16 protein-coding genes and 1 riboswitch are annotated in these 18,003 nt (G+C 71.9%); of the genes, 2 read left to right on the top strand and 14 right to left on the bottom strand.

The window, feature by feature from the left end; genetic code table 11:
• Positions 1-431: 431 nt before the first annotated feature.
• Positions 432-1,769 (top strand): CoA transferase, encoded by a 1,338-nt coding sequence (locus ACIGJI_RS17200; RefSeq protein WP_363447857.1) that lies wholly within the window; start codon positions 432-434, stop codon positions 1,767-1,769.
• Positions 1,770-1,778: 9 nt separating this feature from the next.
• Here the strand turns inward: ACIGJI_RS17200 and ACIGJI_RS17195 are convergent, their stop codons facing one another.
• The 4 genes from ACIGJI_RS17195 to ACIGJI_RS17180 are packed head-to-tail and all read right to left on the bottom strand — an operon-like array spanning position 1,779 to position 5,384.
• Positions 1,779-2,591: a DUF4184 family protein gene (locus ACIGJI_RS17195; protein ID WP_363447855.1), complete on the bottom strand. Its 813-nt coding sequence runs from the start codon at positions 2,589-2,591 to the stop codon at positions 1,779-1,781.
• 12 nt (positions 2,592-2,603) lie between these two features.
• Positions 2,604-3,905, bottom strand: coding sequence for a tyrosine--tRNA ligase (tyrS, locus tag ACIGJI_RS17190; protein WP_363447853.1), 1,302 nt, complete (start codon positions 3,903-3,905; stop codon positions 2,604-2,606).
• A 52-nt stretch (positions 3,906-3,957) separates the two neighbouring features.
• Positions 3,958-4,743, bottom strand: coding sequence for a hypothetical protein (locus ACIGJI_RS17185; RefSeq protein WP_363447851.1), 786 nt, complete (start codon positions 4,741-4,743; stop codon positions 3,958-3,960).
• Positions 4,740-5,384, bottom strand: a complete 645-nt coding sequence (locus tag ACIGJI_RS17180) for a SatD family protein (RefSeq protein WP_187661862.1) — start codon at positions 5,382-5,384, stop codon at positions 4,740-4,742. Before ACIGJI_RS17180 ends, ACIGJI_RS17185 begins: the two co-directional genes overlap by 4 nt.
• A gap of 59 nt (positions 5,385-5,443) precedes the next feature.
• On the opposite strand from ACIGJI_RS17180, the gene ACIGJI_RS17175 reads away from it, so the two are divergent.
• Positions 5,444-6,028 (top strand): DUF1349 domain-containing protein, encoded by a 585-nt coding sequence (locus tag ACIGJI_RS17175; protein WP_259955166.1) that lies wholly within the window; start codon positions 5,444-5,446, stop codon positions 6,026-6,028.
• Between the two features lie 22 nt (positions 6,029-6,050).
• Here the strand turns inward: ACIGJI_RS17175 and argH are convergent, their stop codons facing one another.
• From argH to ACIGJI_RS17125, 10 genes are all read right to left on the bottom strand, one after another.
• Positions 6,051-7,478 (bottom strand): argininosuccinate lyase, encoded by a 1,428-nt coding sequence (gene argH / locus ACIGJI_RS17170; RefSeq protein WP_363447849.1) that lies wholly within the window; start codon positions 7,476-7,478, stop codon positions 6,051-6,053.
• Complete coding sequence (argF, locus tag ACIGJI_RS17165) at positions 7,478-8,407, bottom strand: ornithine carbamoyltransferase (RefSeq protein WP_187661865.1); 930 nt, start codon at positions 8,405-8,407, stop codon at positions 7,478-7,480. The genes argH and argF overlap by 1 nt, the downstream gene beginning before the upstream one ends.
• Positions 8,404-9,609 carry an acetylornithine transaminase gene (locus ACIGJI_RS17160; RefSeq protein ID WP_363447846.1) on the bottom strand — a complete coding sequence of 402 codons (1,206 nt, stop codon included), beginning with the start codon at positions 9,607-9,609 and terminating at the stop codon, positions 8,404-8,406. Before ACIGJI_RS17160 ends, argF begins: the two co-directional genes overlap by 4 nt.
• On the bottom strand, positions 9,606-10,523 hold the full coding sequence (gene argB, locus ACIGJI_RS17155) for an acetylglutamate kinase (protein ID WP_268776873.1): 918 nt from the start codon (positions 10,521-10,523) through the stop codon (positions 9,606-9,608). The genes ACIGJI_RS17160 and argB overlap by 4 nt, the downstream gene beginning before the upstream one ends.
• The gene (gene argJ, locus ACIGJI_RS17150) at positions 10,520-11,677 is read right to left on the bottom strand and encodes a bifunctional glutamate N-acetyltransferase/amino-acid acetyltransferase ArgJ (protein WP_363447843.1); all 1,158 of its coding nucleotides are present in this window, start codon (positions 11,675-11,677) and stop codon (positions 10,520-10,522) included. Before argJ ends, argB begins: the two co-directional genes overlap by 4 nt.
• A complete protein-coding gene (gene argC / locus ACIGJI_RS17145) occupies positions 11,674-12,753 on the bottom strand; it encodes an N-acetyl-gamma-glutamyl-phosphate reductase (protein ID WP_363447840.1) in 1,080 nt (359 codons plus the stop codon). Before argC ends, argJ begins: the two co-directional genes overlap by 4 nt.
• A 239-nt stretch (positions 12,754-12,992) precedes the next feature.
• Complete coding sequence (locus tag ACIGJI_RS17140) at positions 12,993-15,140, bottom strand: bifunctional hydroxymethylpyrimidine kinase/phosphomethylpyrimidine kinase (RefSeq protein WP_363447838.1); 2,148 nt, start codon at positions 15,138-15,140, stop codon at positions 12,993-12,995.
• Positions 15,137-15,985: a hydroxyethylthiazole kinase gene (gene thiM, locus ACIGJI_RS17135; RefSeq protein ID WP_363447836.1), complete on the bottom strand. Its 849-nt coding sequence runs from the start codon at positions 15,983-15,985 to the stop codon at positions 15,137-15,139. The genes ACIGJI_RS17140 and thiM overlap by 4 nt, the downstream gene beginning before the upstream one ends.
• Positions 15,977-16,070, bottom strand: a riboswitch (TPP riboswitch). It overlaps the preceding gene by 9 nt.
• A gap of 7 nt (positions 16,071-16,077) precedes the next feature.
• Positions 16,078-17,049: an NAD-dependent epimerase/dehydratase family protein gene (locus ACIGJI_RS17130; RefSeq protein ID WP_363447834.1), complete on the bottom strand. Its 972-nt coding sequence runs from the start codon at positions 17,047-17,049 to the stop codon at positions 16,078-16,080.
• A 225-nt stretch (positions 17,050-17,274) separates the two neighbouring features.
• Positions 17,275-17,994 carry a DUF402 domain-containing protein gene (locus tag ACIGJI_RS17125; protein ID WP_187661873.1) on the bottom strand — a complete coding sequence of 240 codons (720 nt, stop codon included), beginning with the start codon at positions 17,992-17,994 and terminating at the stop codon, positions 17,275-17,277.
• Between the last annotated feature and the right edge of the window lie 9 nt (positions 17,995-18,003).

Genomic DNA, 18,003 nt, shown 5'->3' with positions numbered 1-18,003 from the left:
CATTTGACAAGTGCACGCTGTTGAGTTCTCAAGGATCGGATGCTCCCACGACCCAGCCATCACGACCAGGCCCGCAGGGCAACTTCTCTATCTTAGCCATCCCGACCCGCTTGTCAAATCGGCGCGCCGTGCGGATCTCGGATCCGCTGCGCAGCCGCTGACAGCCGCAGAAGGGGTGGATCTCCCATCCTAGACGCAAGCGTCTGATCTCTCAAGTGAGAGAGGATCGGGAGTGGTTCTCCGCTTGAGGGGGGTGAAGCTCTAGGCTTCTCCGCTTCCCTGTGGGGCGAACAAGTAATAAGTTACGTGGATTCCGGGGGTCTGGCAAATCGGGCGCACTCCCCCGGGCGTGTCGCAGCCCCTCATGCGCCTGATTCCCCCGGATCAGCCAGGGTTTCCGGCCACTTCGCCGCCGGGAGTAGCATCTCGCCATGGTCCCCGGTCGTCCCACCTCCGCCGCTGAGCTGCTCGCCCGCGTCGTGATCGAGGCGGGCGGGGACGCGTCGCAGGCCCCGGCGGACTCGGGCCTCCGTGCCCTCGGGGGCGTCCCGCTCTCTTCGCGCACGGCGACCGGCGATCTCGCTCTCGTCAGCGTCGCAGCAGTGGCCCTCGCCGCGGGTATCGATCTCACGCGCGTCGACCCCGTCCGCGTCGCCGTCGCCTACCGGAGCGACAGGTATCTGGAGGTGGGCGGCACTCCCCCTCCCGTGTGGGCGCCCCTCTCCGGGTTCTGGGCGAGCGCGGATGGATGGGTCCGGACACACGGCAACTACCCGCACCACGCCCGCGCGCTTCGCACCGCGCTGGACCTGGACGACAGGGCAGGAGCGGAGGCCGTGGCCCGCACGCTGGAGACGCTGCACACCGCGGAGGCCGTCCGCCGGATCTCCGAAGCCGGAGGTCTCGCCGTGGCCATCCGCCCTGAGGACCGCGCGGCCGATGAGGCTCTGCGGCGGACGCCCGTCGTGGACGTCGCGATCACGGAGGCGATCGGCCGACGACGGGGGAAGGACCGACGTCTCCCGTCGCCCGGTGCGGCGGGGCAGGCTCCCCTCGCCGGCGTCCGCGTCCTCGACCTCACGCGGGTGATCGCCGGTCCGGTGTGCACCCGGACCCTCGCGCTCCTCGGCGCGGACGTGCTCCGCATCGACCCGCCGCACCTCCCCGAGCTTCCGTGGCAGCATCTCGACACCGGTCACGGCAAGCGCACCGCGCTGCTCGATGCCCGAGGCGCTGCGCTGCACGACCTCCTGGAGACCGCGGATGCCGTCGTGCTCGGCTATCGTCCTGCGGCCCTGGAGCGCCTGGGCCTCTCCCCCGACGCGCTCGCCGCACGGTATCCGGGCCTGCTCGTCGCCCAGCTCAGCGCCTGGGGCACGTCTCACCCCGAGCGCGCCGGCTTCGACAGCCTGGTCCAGGCGGAGAGCGGCATCGCACTGATCGAGGGCGACGGCGGTCGGCCGGGCGCTCTTCCGGCTCAGGCATTGGACCACAGCGCCGGCTACCTCCTCGCCGCCGCCCTCACGCAACTGCTCCGCCACCGCGACGGGCACTCGCGAGTCGTGCGGACCTCCTTGCGTCGGATCGCCGCCGAGTTGCTCGGGATGCCGCGGACGCCCCGCGCGTCGGCGCTCCCCGAGGTGGACGCATCCGGCCACCTGGCCCGCTTCGACGTCGACGGGGAAACGATCGTGACGGCCGCCCCGGCACTCCCCGGCCTGGCGTTCGATGCCCCGCACGGGTGGAGCACGGACGCGCCGCACTGGTGAGGCGCGGGATCAGACCGCAGCGCGCGGCCGCCGCACCGCCAGTACGACGCAGAGGACCAGGGTCAGCACGCCCCACACCGCGCAGGCGGGCGGCAGCACCCGATATGCCAGATGCTGCACCGTGAACTCGGCGGACAGCGGACCGAACGCGAGCAGACCGCCGACCCACGCGATCACGAGGATCACCGGCAGCGACAGCCACCACGCGACCCGCACGAACGTCGGAAGGACTCGGGGCGCGTCCGCTCGAGGCGTCGCGCGGCGCAGCCGCAGTGCAGCCCAGATCGCCAGGCCCAGCAGTCCGAGCGCGCTCGAGCCGTACTGGAGCCACTTGTAACCGTCGAAGGGACCCCAGGAGTTCGCGAGCGCGGGCAGCAGATCCACGCCCCACCGTGACTCATGCGTGAACGCATCCCAGAGGATGTGCGAGAGCACGCCCAGCATCGTCGAGAACACGAGCAGGAACGGATACAGCGGTCGCCAGCCCGCGTACCGCGGGCGGTCATCGCGACTCAGCGCCTCGATCGCCGCTCGGTATCCGCTCGCCCCCCAGCCGGCGGGCAGTCGCACGGACACCCATCCCGGCAGCAGTTCCAGGGTCGCCGGGCGCAGCAGGACGCGCCAGAGGAGGAACAGCCCGAGAGCGAGCAGCGTCGTCCACACGAGGTTGACCGGATCGTGCAGGAAGCCGTAGTTGAGGCCGACGTTGCGCAGGAACAGCGAGATGTCCGGCGTCATCGCTCCGATCGCGATCGCCGCGGGGACGAGCGGCGTGCGCACGAACGGCAGCGCGACGATCGCGTGGCTCGGAGTGAACGGCATACGAGGCCGGGGTCAGCCCAGGAAGACGCCGGCGAGGGTCTTCTTCCCGCGACGCAGCACCGAGACACCGCCGGGCAGGGTGCCCTGCACGGTCGCGGAGTCGTCCTCCACCCGCTCCCCATCGAGGGAGACGCCGCCCTGCGCGATGGCGCGGCGCGCCTCCGACAGGCTCGACACGAGACCGGTGGCGACGAGGGCGTCGACGACCGGAGTTCCGGCTGCGACCGTCGCATGCGGAAGCTCGTCGAGCGCCGTGCGCAAGGTCGCCGGGTCGAGAGTCGTCAGGTCGCCCTGCCCGAACAGCGCCTCGGACGCCGCGATCACGGCCGCCGTCGCCTCGACGCCGTGCACCGTCGCGACGACCTCGAGCGCGAGGCGCTTCTGGGCGGCACGGCGGAACGGCTCGGTCGCCACGAGCTCCGCGTACTCCTCGATCTCGGCCCTGGTCAGGAACGTGAACACCTTGAGGCGCTCGATCACGTCGGCATCCGCCGTGCTGAGCCAGAACTGGTAGAACGCGTACGGGCTCGTGAGCTCCGCGTCGATCCAGATCGCGTTGCCCTCGCTCTTGCCGAACTTGGTGCCGTCGCTGTTGGTGATCAGCGGGGTGCCGATCGCGTGGACGGACGCCCCTTCGACCCGGTGGATGAGGTCGGTGCCGCTGGTGAGGTTGCCCCACTGATCGGAGCCGCCCGTCTGCAGCACGCAGTCGTACTGCCGGTAGAGCTCGAGGAAGTCGAGCCCCTGGAGGATCTGGTAGCTGAACTCGGTGTAGCTGATCCCGGCGTCGGAGTTCAGGCGTGCGGCCACCGCGTCCTTCTTCAGCATGGTGCCGACGCGGTAGTGCTTGCCGATCTCGCGGAGGAAATCGATCGCGGAGAGCGGCGCCGTCCAGTCGAGGTTGTTCACCATGCGGGCGGCGTTGTCCCCTTCGAAGCTGAGGTAGCGCTCGACCTGTCCGCGCAGACGGTCGACCCATTCCGCCACCGTCTCGCGGGTGTTGAGCGTGCGCTCCGCGGTGGGCCGGGGGTCGCCGATCAGACCGGTGGACCCACCGACGAGACCGAGCGGCTTGTGCCCGGCGAGCTGGAGGCGGCGGAGCAGGAGCAGCTGGACGAGGTGCCCGAGGTGCAGGCTGGGCGCCGTCGGGTCGAAGCCGCAGTAATACGTGACGGGATCTCCCGCGAGCAGGGCGCGTAGCGCCTCCTGGTCGGTGGACACGTGGACGAGGCCACGCCACACGATCTCGTCCCACACGTTCTCGAACGTGGGGTCGATCGCCTGCGGCGCGGTCGTCAGAGCGGGAGTTGACACGCGCTCCAGGCTAGCAGCGGACGACCGCCCCGCTGCGTCGTGCGAGGGGGTGTCAGCTGTGCGCGGCCCACCACACGAGGAACGCGGCGCCGAGCCCGATCACCCAGCTCACCAGGCTGCCGACGAGGAAGTACTCCGCGCGGGCCCCGGTCTCCCCGTCGCGGGAGATCTCCGGGAAGCGGACGATGCCCTTGGCGGCGAGCATGGCCGCGAGCACGGGGTACGCCGCGGCCAGGGTGAGGATCATCACGAGGACACGTTCGAGCGGGCCGATGAGCCGCCCGCCCTTGAAGCCGTGGCGGGGATCGGCGGGGATCACCCCCACCGCAGGGGCATCGGCCGCAGGCTGGTCGGTCGGTGCGGATGCGACGACCGGAGGCACCGGCTCCGCCACCTCCGCGGGGCGCCAGGTGTGCTCGCCGTCCAGAGCCGCGCGGACGACGAGGTTGGCGGATTCGAGCAGGAAGACACCGGCGCCGAGCGCGAGCACGGCCAGATCGAACGGCACCTCGCCGAACGGCGAGCGGAGCGTCCAGAGCTCGCCGATGAGACCGGCGGCATTCCTCGATCCGCCCCAGACCACGGCGCCGATGCTGAGGGCGGCCAGCGCGACGGCCGGCCAGAACCCGGCACGGGACGGTCCCTCGTCCGGCATGCTCCAGGCCCACAGCGCTCCGGCACCGAGTCCGAGGAGGGCCGGCAGCAGCGCGTCCCCGCCGATGCCGAGGAGGAGGACCACAGCCGCAGCCACGACGTAGCCGATCCACCGCCGAGGCACGAACTGGCGGACGAGGTCGGTCGCGCCGACGGCCAGGAGGACGAAGCCCGCGAGGATCATGCGGTCTCCCCCCGGAGCGCGGCCACACCCTCGATGACAGCGGCGGCTCCCGCGCTCCGCAGCGATTTGGACACGCTCGGCTGCGAGATGCCCTCCTGGGCGGCGAGCTCCTGCTGGGACCGGCCGACCAGGCGCCCGTACGTGAGGTGGCGCTCGCGCGTGCTCATCGCCCCGACGAGCTCGTCGCGCGCGAGGACATACGCGTTGGACGCGGCGATCACGGTCTCCATGACCTCATCCTGGCCCGGGGCTCCGACAATCCAGGTGCGCGTGCGCGGCACGGCGCGCTGTTCGCGGGCGTGCACGGTCTCGATCGCGGCGCGCGCCGCATACCACCCAGGGCCGTCGGCCAGCTCACCGTGCACCGACGCCACCGGTCGGACCTCGCCGATGCCGACGCCGAAGCGGAACGCGAGGCCCTCAGGGAGCCGGAGCTGGACCATGAGGAGGGAGAGGAGCGCGTCGGGAAGCTCGCGGTAGACGCCCTGCTGCTCGTCCCCTACCGTGGGCGTGAGCGGCTGGACCGCCAGCGGACGGTCGCGTTCGACCTGCGCGATGGTCTCGTCGAGGGCACGCTGTGCGGCGCTCCGGTCCCCGAGCTCTCGGGAACCCACGATGTCGGCGATCACGGCGATGACCATGGGATAACCGTAACACGAATATCCGAGGTTTATGTCTCATATGGCTATAGATAGGAAATATGCCTGATTCACGCATCATCGACTGGACCGATGGCACCTGGACCCACGCCCCCGCGCTGACGCGCATCGACGGGCATCTCGACGCCACCGCGATCGAGGGCAGCGATGCCTGGCGTCACACCGCGTACGGCTTCGTGCACGACTCCGAGCATGCACTGCTCGCCCCGCTGGAGGTCGGTGAAGCGATCGAGGTCGCCTTCCGCGCGCCGTGGGAGGGGCAGTTCGACCAGGCGGGCCTCTTCGTCCGCGCCGATGACGAGCACTGGATCAAGGCGGGAGTCGAGTTCGCCGACGGCCACCTCGGCCTGGGCGCCGTCGTGACCGCCGGCCGCTCGGACTGGTCGGTCGGCTACGTCGACGACTGGCGCGAGAGCGAGATCACCGTCCGGGTCAGCCGCTGGGCGGACGCGATGATCGTGCGGGCCCGCGCGGACGACGGACCGTGGCGACTCGTCAGGGTGGCTCCCTTCGCCGGTGACACGGCCGTCTCCGCAGGACCGTTCCTCGCAGCACCCACCCGGGAGGGCCTGACCGTCCGGTTCACCCGGTGGGAGCGCTCGGCCGCCGACGGCGACCTGCACTGAGGCGCGGTCGCCGCCGGAACGACTACAGGCCGAGCGCGTGCGCGGCGGCCTGCGCGCGGGCGACGAGCTCCGCGCGCTGCTCGGCCACCCGCTCGGGCGCGGTGCCGCCGACACCCGTGCGCGACGCGACGGATCCCTCGATCGTGAGCACCTCGCGCACCGCGGGGACGAGGTGGGGCGACACCGACAGCAGCAGGTCGTCGGAGGCGTCCTCCAGCCCGATCCCCTGTTCCTCGCAGGCGCGCACGAGTGCTCCGGAGATCTCGTGGGCATCGCGGAACGGCACCCGCCGCTTCACCAGCCACTCGGCGACGTCGGTCGCCAGCGAGAACCCCTGGGGGGCGAGCTCGGCCATGCGCTCCGTGTGGAAGCGCAGCGTCGCGACCATCCCCGCGAACGCCGGCAGCACGACCTCGAGCGTCTGCACGGAGTCGAAGACCGGCTCCTTGTCCTCCTGCAGATCGCGGTTGTAGGCGAGCGGCAGCCCCTTGAGCGTCGCCAGCAGGCCGGACAGGTTACCGATGAGACGCCCGGACTTGCCGCGCGCGAGCTCGGCGATGTCCGGGTTCTTCTTCTGCGGCATGATGCTGGATCCGGTGGAGTAGCCGTCGTCGAGGGTGACGAAGCCGAACTCGCGGGTGTTCCAGAGGATGATCTCCTCGGAGAGTCGGGAGAGGTCGACGCCCGTCATCGCCGCGATGAACGCGAACTCCGCGACGACGTCCCGCGCGGCCGTCCCGTCGAGGGAGTTCTCCGCCGGCCGGTCGAGACCGAGCTCCGTCGCCACGAGGGCGGGGTCGAGGCCCAGCGTCGATCCCGCCAGCGCTCCCCCGCCGTACGGCGAGACACCGGCACGCCGGCGCCAGTCGACGAGACGTTCGAGCTCGCGCACCAGCGGCCACGCGTGAGCCTGGAGGTGATGCGCGAGCAGCACCGGCTGCGCGTGCTGAAGGTGCGTGCGTCCGGGCAGGATCGCGTCGGGGTGCGCCTCGGCCTGCGCCACGAGCGCATCGATCACGCGCAGCAGGTCACGGGCGATCACCCGGGCGTGATCGATCAGGTACATCCGCACGAGAGTGGCGATCTGGTCGTTCCGGCTGCGTCCGGCGCGGAGGCGTCCGCCCAGCTCCGGACCGAGCTCGGCGATCAGCGCCTGCTCGAGCGCACCGTGCACGTCCTCGTCGGTGGGCAGCGGCTGCAGGGTGCCGTCGGCGACCTTGCGCGCTACGGCGTCGAGGCCCTCGTGCATGCGGGCGGCCTCATCCGGTTCGAGGTACCCCGCCGCGGCCAGCGCCGTGGCATGCGCGTGGGAACCCGCGATGTCGTACGGCGCGAGGATCCAGTCGAAGTGCGTCGAACGGCTCAGCTCGACGAGCTCCGGCGACGGACCGGTGGCGAACCGCGCGCCCCAGAGCGCGCCCTCGTTGGTGCCTTCGTGCGAGCCGGCCATCACGCGTCCTTCTTCCCGAGGAGCCAGACCAGCAGGGCCTTCTGAGCGTGCAGACGGTTCTCCGCCTCGTCCCAGACCACGCTCTGCGGACCGTCGATGACGGCGGAGTCGACCTCGTAGCCGCGGTCGGCGGGGAGGCAGTGGATGAAGATCGCGTCGTCGTGCGCGAGCTCCATCGTCTCCGGCGTGACCTTGTAGCCGCCGAGGTCGCGGATCCGCGCGAGCTTCTCCTCCTCCTTGCCCATCGATACCCAGGTGTCGGTGACGACGACGTCAGCGCCCGCGGCCGCCTCGACCGGATCGGTGAAGAGCGTGATCGATCCGCCGGTCTCCCCGGCGCGGCGGTCGGCCGCTTCGATCACGTCGGCGCGCGGCGCGTAGTCCTCCGGCGACGCGATGCGCACGTGCATGCCCGCCGTGACGCCGGCGAGCGCGTAGGAGTGCGCCATGTTGCTCTGGCCGTCGCCGAAGAACGTCAGCGTGAGGCCCTTCAGATCGCCCTTGTGCTCGCGGATCGTCAGCAGGTCGGCAAGGAGCTGGCACGGGTGGAAGTCGTCGGACAGTGCGTTGACCACGGGGACCCGCGTGCCGGCGGCCATCTCCTCCAGGCCCGATTGCGCGTACGTGCGCCACACGATCGCGGCGACCTGGCGCTCGAGGACGCGCGCCGTGTCGGACGGCGTCTCCTTCCCGCCGAGCTGGCTGCTCGCGGTGGAGATGATGAGCGGGGTGCCGCCGAGGTCGGCGATGCCCACGGCGAACGAGACGCGCGTCCGGGTGGACGACTTGTCGAAGATCACGGCGACGGTCTGCGGGCCGGCGAGGCTCTTGTCCGCCCAGCGGTCCTTCTTGAGCTCGAGGGCGAGATCGAGGATCTCCGCCTGCTCGGCGGGCGTCAGATCGTCGTCGCGCAGCAGGTGGCGGGTCATGCGGGGACCTTTCCGGTGGCGGAGGAGTGGACGTCGGAGAGAGCGGCGGTGAACAGCTCGCGGAACTCCGCCAGCTCCGCGTCGCCGATGGTGAGTGCCGGCGCGACGCGCACGGTCTCGGGGTTGGCGGCGTTGACGATGAGACCGCGGTCCTGGGCGGCGGCGACCACCGCACCCGCCACGGGCTGGGTGAGCGCGACGCCGACAAGGAGTCCGCGGCCGCGGACGCCCTCGATCAGCGGGGAGTCGATGCCCAGGATGATCTCCCGCAGCTCGACTCCGCGGCGCGCGGCGTTGTCGACGAGGTCGGCGCGCTCGATCTCGGCCAGCACCGCGTCCGCCACGGCCGTCGCGAGCGGGTTCCCGCCGAAGGTGGAGCCGTGCGAGCCGGGCGTGAACAGGGCGCTCGCGGCGCCGTAGGTGACGAGGGCGCCGATCGGGAACCCGCCGCCGATGCCCTTCGCGAGCGTGATGGCGTCGGGCGTGATGCCCTCGTGGCTGAACCCGAACCAGGCGCCGGTCCGTCCTGCCCCTGTCTGGATCTCGTCGACGATGAGCAGAGCTCCGTGTGCGAGGGTCAGCGAGCGCGCGGCGGCGAGGTAGCCCTCCGGGAGCTCGACGACGCCGGCCTCACCCTGGATCGGCTCCGCGATGACGGCGGCGACCCGGTCATCCATCGCGGCCTCCAGCGCATCGATCGTGGCCGGGATGTGCTCGACCCCTCCGGGCATCGGAGCGAACGGCGCGCGCATGGACTCCTTGGCCGTGAGCGCGAGCGAGCCCATCGTGCGGCCGTGGAAGCCGTTCTCCAGCGCCAGGATGCGGGGACGCTCCGCGCCGCCGTGCAGACGGGCGAGCTTGAACGCGGCCTCGTTGGCCTCGGCACCCGAGTTCGAGAAGAAGACCCGACCGTCGATCCCCGCGCCGGCGAGGCGCTTGAGCCGGGCCGCGAGCGCGAGCTGCGGTGGGGTCGCGAAGTAGTTGGAGACGTGCGCGAGGGTGGCGGCCTGCCGCGACACCGCATCGACGAACACCGGGTGCGCGTGCCCGAGCGAGGTCACCGCGATGCCGGCGAGGAAGTCGAGGTAGCGTCGATCTTCGGCGTCCCACAGGTACGAGCCCTCACCGCGGGTCAGCAGCGCGAGGCGCTCCCCCGCGTTGAGCACGAGATCACGTGCCGCGTCGTCCTGCCAGACGGTCATGCCGTCGCCCCTTTCTCTCCCAGGACCACTTCGGTCCCGATTCCCTTGCTGGTGAACAGTTCGACGAGCACCGAGTGCGGGACCCGTCCGTCGATGATCGCGGCCGCGTCGACGCCACCCTCGACCGCATCGAGGCATGCGCGCATCTTCGGGATCATGCCCGACTCCAGGCGCGGCAGCATCTCCACGAGAGCGCCCGACGTCAGATGCGACACGAGCGAGTCCCGGTTGGGCCAGTCGGCGTACAGCCCCGGCACGTCGGTGAGGATGACGAGCTTGCGCGCACCGAGGGCCACGGCGAGCGCAGCAGCCGCGGCATCCGCGTTGACGTTGAGCGACTGCCCCGGGTGGTCGAGGTCGGGCGCGATGCTCGACACGACCGGGATCCGCCCTGCGGCGAGATGATCGAGCACCGGCGTCGGGTCGACCTGGACCACGTCGCCCACGCGGCCGAGGTCCACCTCCTCGCCGTCGATCATCACACCGCGGCGGCGGCCGCCGAAGAGCCCGGCGTCCTCACCGCTGAGGCCGGTGGCGATGGGGCCGTGCGAGTTGATCTTCGACACGAGCTGCGGGTTCACCTGACCCGTGAGCACCATCCGCACGACGCCGATGGCCTCGGTGTTGGTGACGCGGTACCCGCCCTTGAACTCGCTGGGGATCTCCAGCCGCTGGAGCATGTCGGAGATCTGCGGCCCACCGCCGTGCACGACCACCGGCTGCACGCCGACGTAGCGGAGGTACGCGATGTCCTGGGCGAAGGCCTCCTGCAGCTCGTCCGAGACCATGGCGTTGCCGCCGTACTTGACGACGACGATCTGGTCGCGGAACTTCCTCAGCCACGGCAGCGACTCGATGAGGGTGGTCGCCTTCTGGGCCGCGATGTCCGGCGTGGTGTCCTGGATGTCGGTCATGAGGCGTAGGCGCTGTTCTCGTGCACGTAGTCGTGGGTGAGGTCGTTCGTGAGGACCGTGGCGGTGGCCTCCCCGACCTTGAGGTCGATCATCAGGTGCGTCGCTCGCGGCGTCAGGTCGACCTCCTCGCGCGGGCGGTCCGGGCCACCGGCGGTGCACACGCGGACGCCGTTCATCCACACGTCGACGTCGTACGGGTCGAACTGCGCGGCCGTGGTGCCGATCGCCGCGAGCACGCGTCCCCAGTTCGGGTCGTTGCCGAAGATGGCGGCCTTGAACAGGTTGTTGCGGGCCACCGAGCGGCCGACCTCGACGGCATCCTGCTCGGAGACGGCGTGCTGCACCTCGATCGTGATGTCGTGGCTCGCGCCCTCCGCGTCGCCCTGCAGCTTGACCGCGAGCTCCTGGCAGAGCGTGGTGAGCGCCTCGGCGAAGTCGTCGAGATCGGGGGCGACCTCGGAGGCGCCGTTGGCGAGCAGCGTCACCTGGTCGTTGGTCGACATGCAGCCGTCCGAGTCGAGGCGGTCGAACGTGCGTCCCGTCGCCCGACGCAGCGCCTCGTCGGCCTGGAGCGGTTCGAGCACGGCGTCGGTGGTGAGCACCACGAGCATCGTCGCCAGACCGGGGGCGAGCATGCCCGCGCCCTTCGCCATGCCACCGATCGTCCAGCCGTCGCGGGTCACCACAGCGGTCTTCGCAACCGTGTCCGTGGTCATGATGGCGTGCGCGGCGCTCTCCCCGCCGTCCGAGCTCAGCTCGGCGATCGCCTGCGCGGTGCCGGCCAGGACCTTCTCGCGGAAGACCTCGTCGCCCGTCCCGATGAGCCCCGTGGAGCAGACGAGCACGTCGCCCGCGCTGATGCCGAGCAGCTCGGCCGCCTTCTCCGCGGTCTGGTGGGTCGTCTGGAACCCGAAGCTGCCGGTGAAGCAGTTCGCCCCGGCGGAGTTGAGGACGACGGCCTCGACCACGCGGTCCGCGACGGCCTGCTGGGACCAGATGATGGGGTTGGCCTTGGCGCGGTTGCTCGTGAAGACGGCAGCGCCGACCTTCCGGGGGCCGCGGTTGACCACGACGGCGACATCGGGCTTGCCGGTGGACTTGAGTCCGGCGGCGACTCCGGCCGCCTCGAATCCTGCGGGGGCGGTGACGCTCACGGGGCGACTCCGTTCACTGAGAGGGCGCGGGTCTCGGGAAGCCCCAGCGCGATGTTCATGGACTGGACGGCAGCTCCGGCGGTGCCCTTGACGAGGTTGTCGACGGCGGTGACCACCGTCACGCGGTTCGCGGCGCGGTCGATCGCGAGACCGAGGAGGGCCGTGTTCGCCCCGAGCACGTCGGCGGTGCGCGGGAAGCTGCCCTCCGGGAGCAGCTGCACGAAGGTCTCGTCGCCGTAGGCGCTCTCCCACGCCTGGCGGATCTCGGCGTCGCTCACGCCGTCGACGATCGGCGCCGTGGAGGTGGCGAGGATGCCGCGCGACATCGGCACGAGGACCGGGGTGAAGGAGATCCGGATGTCCTGGGTCCCTGAGCCTGTCGAGGGGCCTGAGCCCGTCGAAGGGCGGGCGGCGGCGAGCGCCTGTCGGATCTCCGGGATGTGGCGGTGCGTGCCGCCCACCGCATACGGGTTCGCGGAGCCGAGGATCTCGGAGGCGAGGAGGTTCGTCTTCAGGCTCTTGCCCGCCCCGGACGGGCCGACGGCCAGGACGGAGACGATGTCGCCCGGGTCGATCACGCCGGCCGCGACACCGGGGGCGAGGCTGAGGCTCACCGTGGAGGCGTTGCAGCCGGGTGCGGCGATCCGGGTCGCGCCGCGGAGCGCCTCGCGCTGCTTGCCCCCTCCGACGACGAGCTCGGGCACGCCGTACGTCCAGGGCTCGTGGAACGCCCCGCCGTAGAAGGCGTCCCACTCCGTCGAGGAGGTGAGCCGGTGGTCGGCCCCCGCGTCGATCACGAGCGGGGTGTCGCCGAGGGCGTCCGTGTACTGTCCGGACTGGCCGTGCGGGAGGGCGAGGAACACGATGTCGTGTCCGGCGAGGATCTCCGGCGTGGTGTCCTGCAGCGTGAGGTGGGCGAGCGAGCGGAGGTGCGGCTGATGGGCGACGAGGGGCTGTCCGGCGTTCGAGTGCGCCGTGACGGTGCGGATCTCGACGTCGGGGTGTGCGGCCAGGAGGCGCAGGATCTCGCCGCCTGCGTAGCCGGAGGCGCCGGAGACGGCGACGGAATACGTCATGCTTCTACCTTAACGGTCGGGTCCTCGACGATCTCGGGACCGGGGGCGGGGCCGGAGGCGGCGACACCGGCACTCGACCGCCGCGCGGACGCAGGCAGAAGGGCGGGGTCGCCTAGAATCGGCGGCCGCGACGTCGGCGCACGGCGATGACGCTCGGGACGAGCGTCGAAGGAGCGGTGGCGACCGAAGGCATGCGGCGACGATAGCGCGGGCGCGTCCGGCACCGCAAATCCCGAGCGTCACACGACAGCGCGCGCGACCGGTGCGGCGAAGAAGGCGCGTTCGTGTGCGCTCGAGGTGAGGAAGGCGCGCCGCATCCGTTCCCGGCCGATGTCGTCGGTCCTCGCGGCCGCAGCGGCGACATGCGCGACGGCCTGCCGCGTGCCCTCCGCGAAGGCCGGATCCGCGTAGGTCGCGAGCCACGACGCGTAGGGATGCCGGGGCTCGCGGGGCGCCGCGCCGAACGCTCCGGCATGGAGTCGCTCCCCCAGGTCGGTGTAGAGCCAGAAGCACGGCAGCACTGCCGCGATCAGTGCGGCATAGTCGCCGCCGAACGCGACCGAGCGCAGATGGTCGAGGTAGGCGATCGTCGCCGGGGCGGGCTCGGTGGCGAAGGTGGCGCCGCTCACCCCGGTCTCCGGTGTCAGCCACGACGCGTGCAGCTCCAGCTCGCCGCGGATCGCACCGTGCGCGGCCTCGGCCCAGAACGCCTGCTCGTCGGGGGTCGGGGCGAGGCGCGACGCCTCCGCGAGCACCCTGGCGTACTCGCGGAGGTACAGGGCGTCCTGCGCGAGGTAGAAGACGAAGGCGTCGCGGTCGAGCGTCCCGTCGGCGAGCGCACGTACAAAGGGCAGCGCATCGATGTCGCGGCGGATCGCGGCAGTCTCATCCCACCAGGCCACGGCCACCTCTTCCGGTGTCGGCCGGGTCTCGACCCCGCCGCGCGCCCAGAGCCCCGCGAAGGGGTGGATCGGGCCGTGCCCTCGCCCGACGTCCAGGTCGTCGGCCGCGCGGAGGGACTCCCGCAACCAGGCGCGCGCGGCGCGGACCGCGGTCGCGGGATCGTCGCCCCGCGCCAGTCGTGTGGCCAGAGCCGCGGACAGCGAGCAGCCGGTGCCGTGGGTGTTCTCCGTCCGGATGCGCGCCCCGGGGAACTCCGCGTGCGTACCGGCTGCCGTGTCGATCAGGGCGTCCGGTGCCTCGTCCCCGGGCAGATGCCCGCCCTTCACCAGCACCGCGGTCCCCGTATCGGCCGACAGCTCCTGCGCCGCGGCGAGCGCGTCCGCCCAGCCCGCCACCTCGCGCCCCGCGAGGACGGCGAGTTCGGCGAGGTTCGGGGTGACCACGGTCGCCAGGGAGAGCAGGCCCCGCAGCTCGCGCTCTGCGTCGGGGTCGAGCAGTCGGTCTCCCGAGGTGGCGATCATGACGGGGTCCAGCACGACGATCGGGGGCTGCGTCGTCCGGAGCCAGGCGGCGACCGTGCGGATCACCTCCCCGTCCGCGAGCATGCCGATCTTCACGGCGTCGATGCGGATGTCGTCGGCGACAGCGTCGAGCTGCGCCCGCAGGAACTCCGCGGGAGGGACATGCACGGCGCGGACGCCCTGCGTGTTCTGCGCGGTCAGGGCTGTGAGGGCTGCCATGCCGTAGCCCCCGTTCGCGGCGATCGCCTTGAGATCGGCCTGGATGCCCGCACCTCCGGACGGATCGCTGCCGGCGATGCTGAGCACGTGCGGCACCGCCCGTGCGAACCAGTGTCGCCGGAAGGCCGCGGCGGCGGACCGGGGGTCCTCTGCCGCGCACAGCGCCGAGACCACCGCGATCCCGGACGCGCCGGCCTCACGCAACGCCGCCGTGTCCTCCAGGTCCACCCCACCGATCGCGACGCACGGCAGCGGACTGCGCGCGACGAATGCGGCGAAGCCGTCGATGCCGAGCGGCACCGGATGGTCGGGCTTCGTGCGCGTGGGGCGGATGACGCCGACCCCGAGGTAGTCCACCGTGCCCGACGGCAGGGCGGCGACCTCGTCGAGGTGCGCGGAGGTGTTCGCCGTGAGCCCGATCAACGCCCCCGGGCCGAGAAGCTCGCGCGCGCGGAGCACCGAGGCATCCGCCTGGCCGAGGTGCACCCCGTCCACCCTGGCACCGCGACGACGGGCCTCGACGGCCGCATCGAGGCAATCGTTCACGACGAGCAGCGCGCGACCGTCGATGGCCGCGGACAGGGCGAGGAGCTGCACGACGGTCTCCTCGTCCGTCGCCTCCTTGTCGCGCAGCTGCACGATGCGGACACCGCCGGCCACCGCTTCGCGGACGGTCGCGACCACCCCGCGAGCGCCGCACAGCGACCGATCGGTGACGAGGTACAGGGACAGGTCGACGGTCATCGGGCCTCCTCCTCGACGCGGGCGCGGGCGCGGAGGTCCGCCGGGGTCACGGCGGACAGGGCGTCGAGCAGTGCGACGGCGAAGCTGCCCGGTCCGCGGGAGATCTCCGCTGCCTGCTCGGCTGCGACCGTGTAGACGAGGGTCGCCGCGGTCACCGCCGTCAGCGCATCTGTCGCGGAGCCACGGGCCGCCCCGAGGAACGCCGCCATCACGGCGCCCAGGGCACACCCGCCGCCGGTCACCCGTGTGAGGAGCTCATGCCCGTTGGCGATGCGGATCACCCGCTCCCCGTCGGTGAGGAAGTCGACCGGGCCCGAGACGGCGACCACAGAACCGTACCGGTGGGCGAGCTCGCGGGCCGCCGCAGCCGCCGCCTCGGTCCCGTCCGTCGCGTCGACACCGCGGCCGCCACTGCTGTGTCCGGCCAGCGCGAGGATCTCCGACGCGTTGCCGCGGATGGCGGTGGGGCGCAGCGCGGCGAGCTCGTGCGCGAGCGCCGTCCGCACCGGGAGGGTGCCGATCGCAACGGGATCGAGTACCCACGGCGTGCCGGCGGCGAGCGCTCCCGCCACGGCCTCCCTGCTCGCCTCCCGCTGCTCCGGGGTCGGCGTCCCGAGGTTGATGAGAAGCCCCGAGGCGGCAGCGGCGAACGGCTCGGCCTCGCCGACGATGTCTACCATGGCCGGCGCCGCCCCGAGCGCCAGCAGCACGTTGGCGGTGAACCCCGTCACGACGGCGTTCGTGATGCAGTGCGTCAACGGCGGCGTGGCCCGGACCTCCTCCCGCAGCCTTCCCGCCGTGACGGCGAGGTCGAGGACGGATTGCGGACGCACAGGATCGCTCATCGGCGACATCCCTTCGCTAGTACGAACTAGATCAGGTTCGACGGGTGTGATCTCAGCCGCGGATGCGGCACCCCGTGTCACTGCCTCGCAGTCTAGCGAGCGAGGGCGTCGAGCAGAGCCCGCTCCTCCGTCCGCGTGAGTCCGGCGCGGCGCTCGCGGTCCACGCCCCGTTCGCGCTCGTCCGCTACGACATGCTCCACCGTCTCGTCGAGGGCGCGGAGCGGGCCCGCGCTGCGCCGGTACCGCGCATTCGAGCGGGTCATGAATCCGCGCATCTCGGGCGGCAGCCACAGCGGCAGCGAGCGCGGCCCCGCCCAGTACGCAACGCCTTCGGCGACGAGGCGCTCCTCCGTGCCGACGACGACCGGCCCAGCGTGCCCCGTGGCCGCGCGTACCGTCCGGAGCACGTCCTCCAGGTCGCGCACGTCGCCGATCGCGTTCACGGCACCGGTGACGGTGGCGGACACGACGAACGCAGCGACGTCCTCGACGTCGATGACCTGCGTCGTGCGCCCTTCGAGCGGTGGAAGCAGCACCGGCTCATCCAGGGCCCGGAGGAACGCCGCCGCCCAGTAGCCGAAGCGATCGCTCGGGTCACCGTCGCCGACGATGAGGCCGGGCCGGACGAGGAGTGCGCGATCGCCGACGCCCGCCTGCACGGCATCCTCCGCCGCGACCTTCTGTCGCGCGTAGTCGTCGTCCTCACCGGCCTGCGCCGCCGGGTGCCGCGATGCCGACTCGTCGGTCCCGACCGTCTCGTCGTCGCGATACACCGACATCGAGGAGACGTACGTCCACCGAGCCGGACGGTCGCCGAGCGCACGGACCGCCGCGGCGACGTGAGCGGCGCGGGAGGAGACGTCGACGACGTGGTCCCAGTCCCTGCGCGACACGACGTCGTAGGCGTCATCCTCATCGCGGTCCGCGAGAACGAGGGTCGCTCCCGGCGGTGCCGGCCGACCGCCGCGGGCCAGGCAGGTCACGGTCGCTCCCGCCCCGAGTGCATGCGCGGCGATGCGCCCCGACAGCCATCCGGTTCCCCCGAGGATCAGCACATCCGTCATGTGCCCATGTCATCAGGATCGACGACTCGGGGGAAGGGCCTCCGCTCAGAGCGGAGCGGCAGGACAGGCCGTCACGCGAGTACAGGCGTCACGCGAGCGCAGCCCACCACGCGAGCACAGGCCACTGCGCAAGCACAGGCCACCGGCACTGCTGTCGCCTGATGCCGCGCGAACGCCTGATCCCGCGCGGCCTCGGCGCCGTCGCGGAGGGCGGCCCCGAAGCGGTTAGGGGACGACGATCTCGTCGAGGCCGTCCAACACCGGGATGCTCCAGGACGGGTCCGGTCGCCAGTCGATCCACTCCCGATCGAACGGCCAGTCGCCGGCGTGGAAAGACGCGATGGCCGCGACCGCGTGCCGCTCGATCTGCGCCGCCTGCGCGGCGGTCAGCCGCCCCTGGTCGACGGCGGCGACCAGCTCGTCTTCGTCCTTCATCGCCACGCGCCCGTCCTGTGCGATCTCGACGTCGAGGACGTGATCGGAGGTGTAGGTGGCACTGTCGGTGCGCAGGTGCGCGTTCTCGAGGTTGACGTACCAGCCGGCGAAGTCCCACGTCGTCCCGGTGGCCGCGCTCCAGAACAGCCAGACCGACCACGGCACTCCCGCGGGCGCGATGCGCAGGATGCCGTTGCCCCACCACTCCTCGACGATCCGGCGCCGGGGCTCCCGCCACCGCCGATCGAGCGGGACGGTCCGGATGCGCTCCCCGTCCCGCGTGCCCTGGCCTTCCTGCTGCGTCCCGGCGGCAAGCCACGCGACGAGACCGCGCTCATCGTCACGGACGACGCGCATGGGGGTGACGGTCGCTGCCTCCCCCGTGGTCCACCCCGGCTTGCGGTAGTGCCAGTCGAGCTGCGCACCCGGCGAGAGGAACGGCCCCTCCCCGAGCGATCGCGCTCCGGCGGGGACCGAGGGTGGCGTGGGCTGCAGGAGGAGGCTCGTCATCCGGCCACG

It is taken from the genome of Microbacterium sp. NPDC064978 (assembly GCF_044543605.1).
Taxonomy (GTDB): Bacteria; Actinomycetota; Actinomycetes; order Actinomycetales; family Microbacteriaceae; genus Microbacterium; species Microbacterium meiriae.
This window is presented reverse-complemented; position numbering and strand designations above follow the sequence as displayed.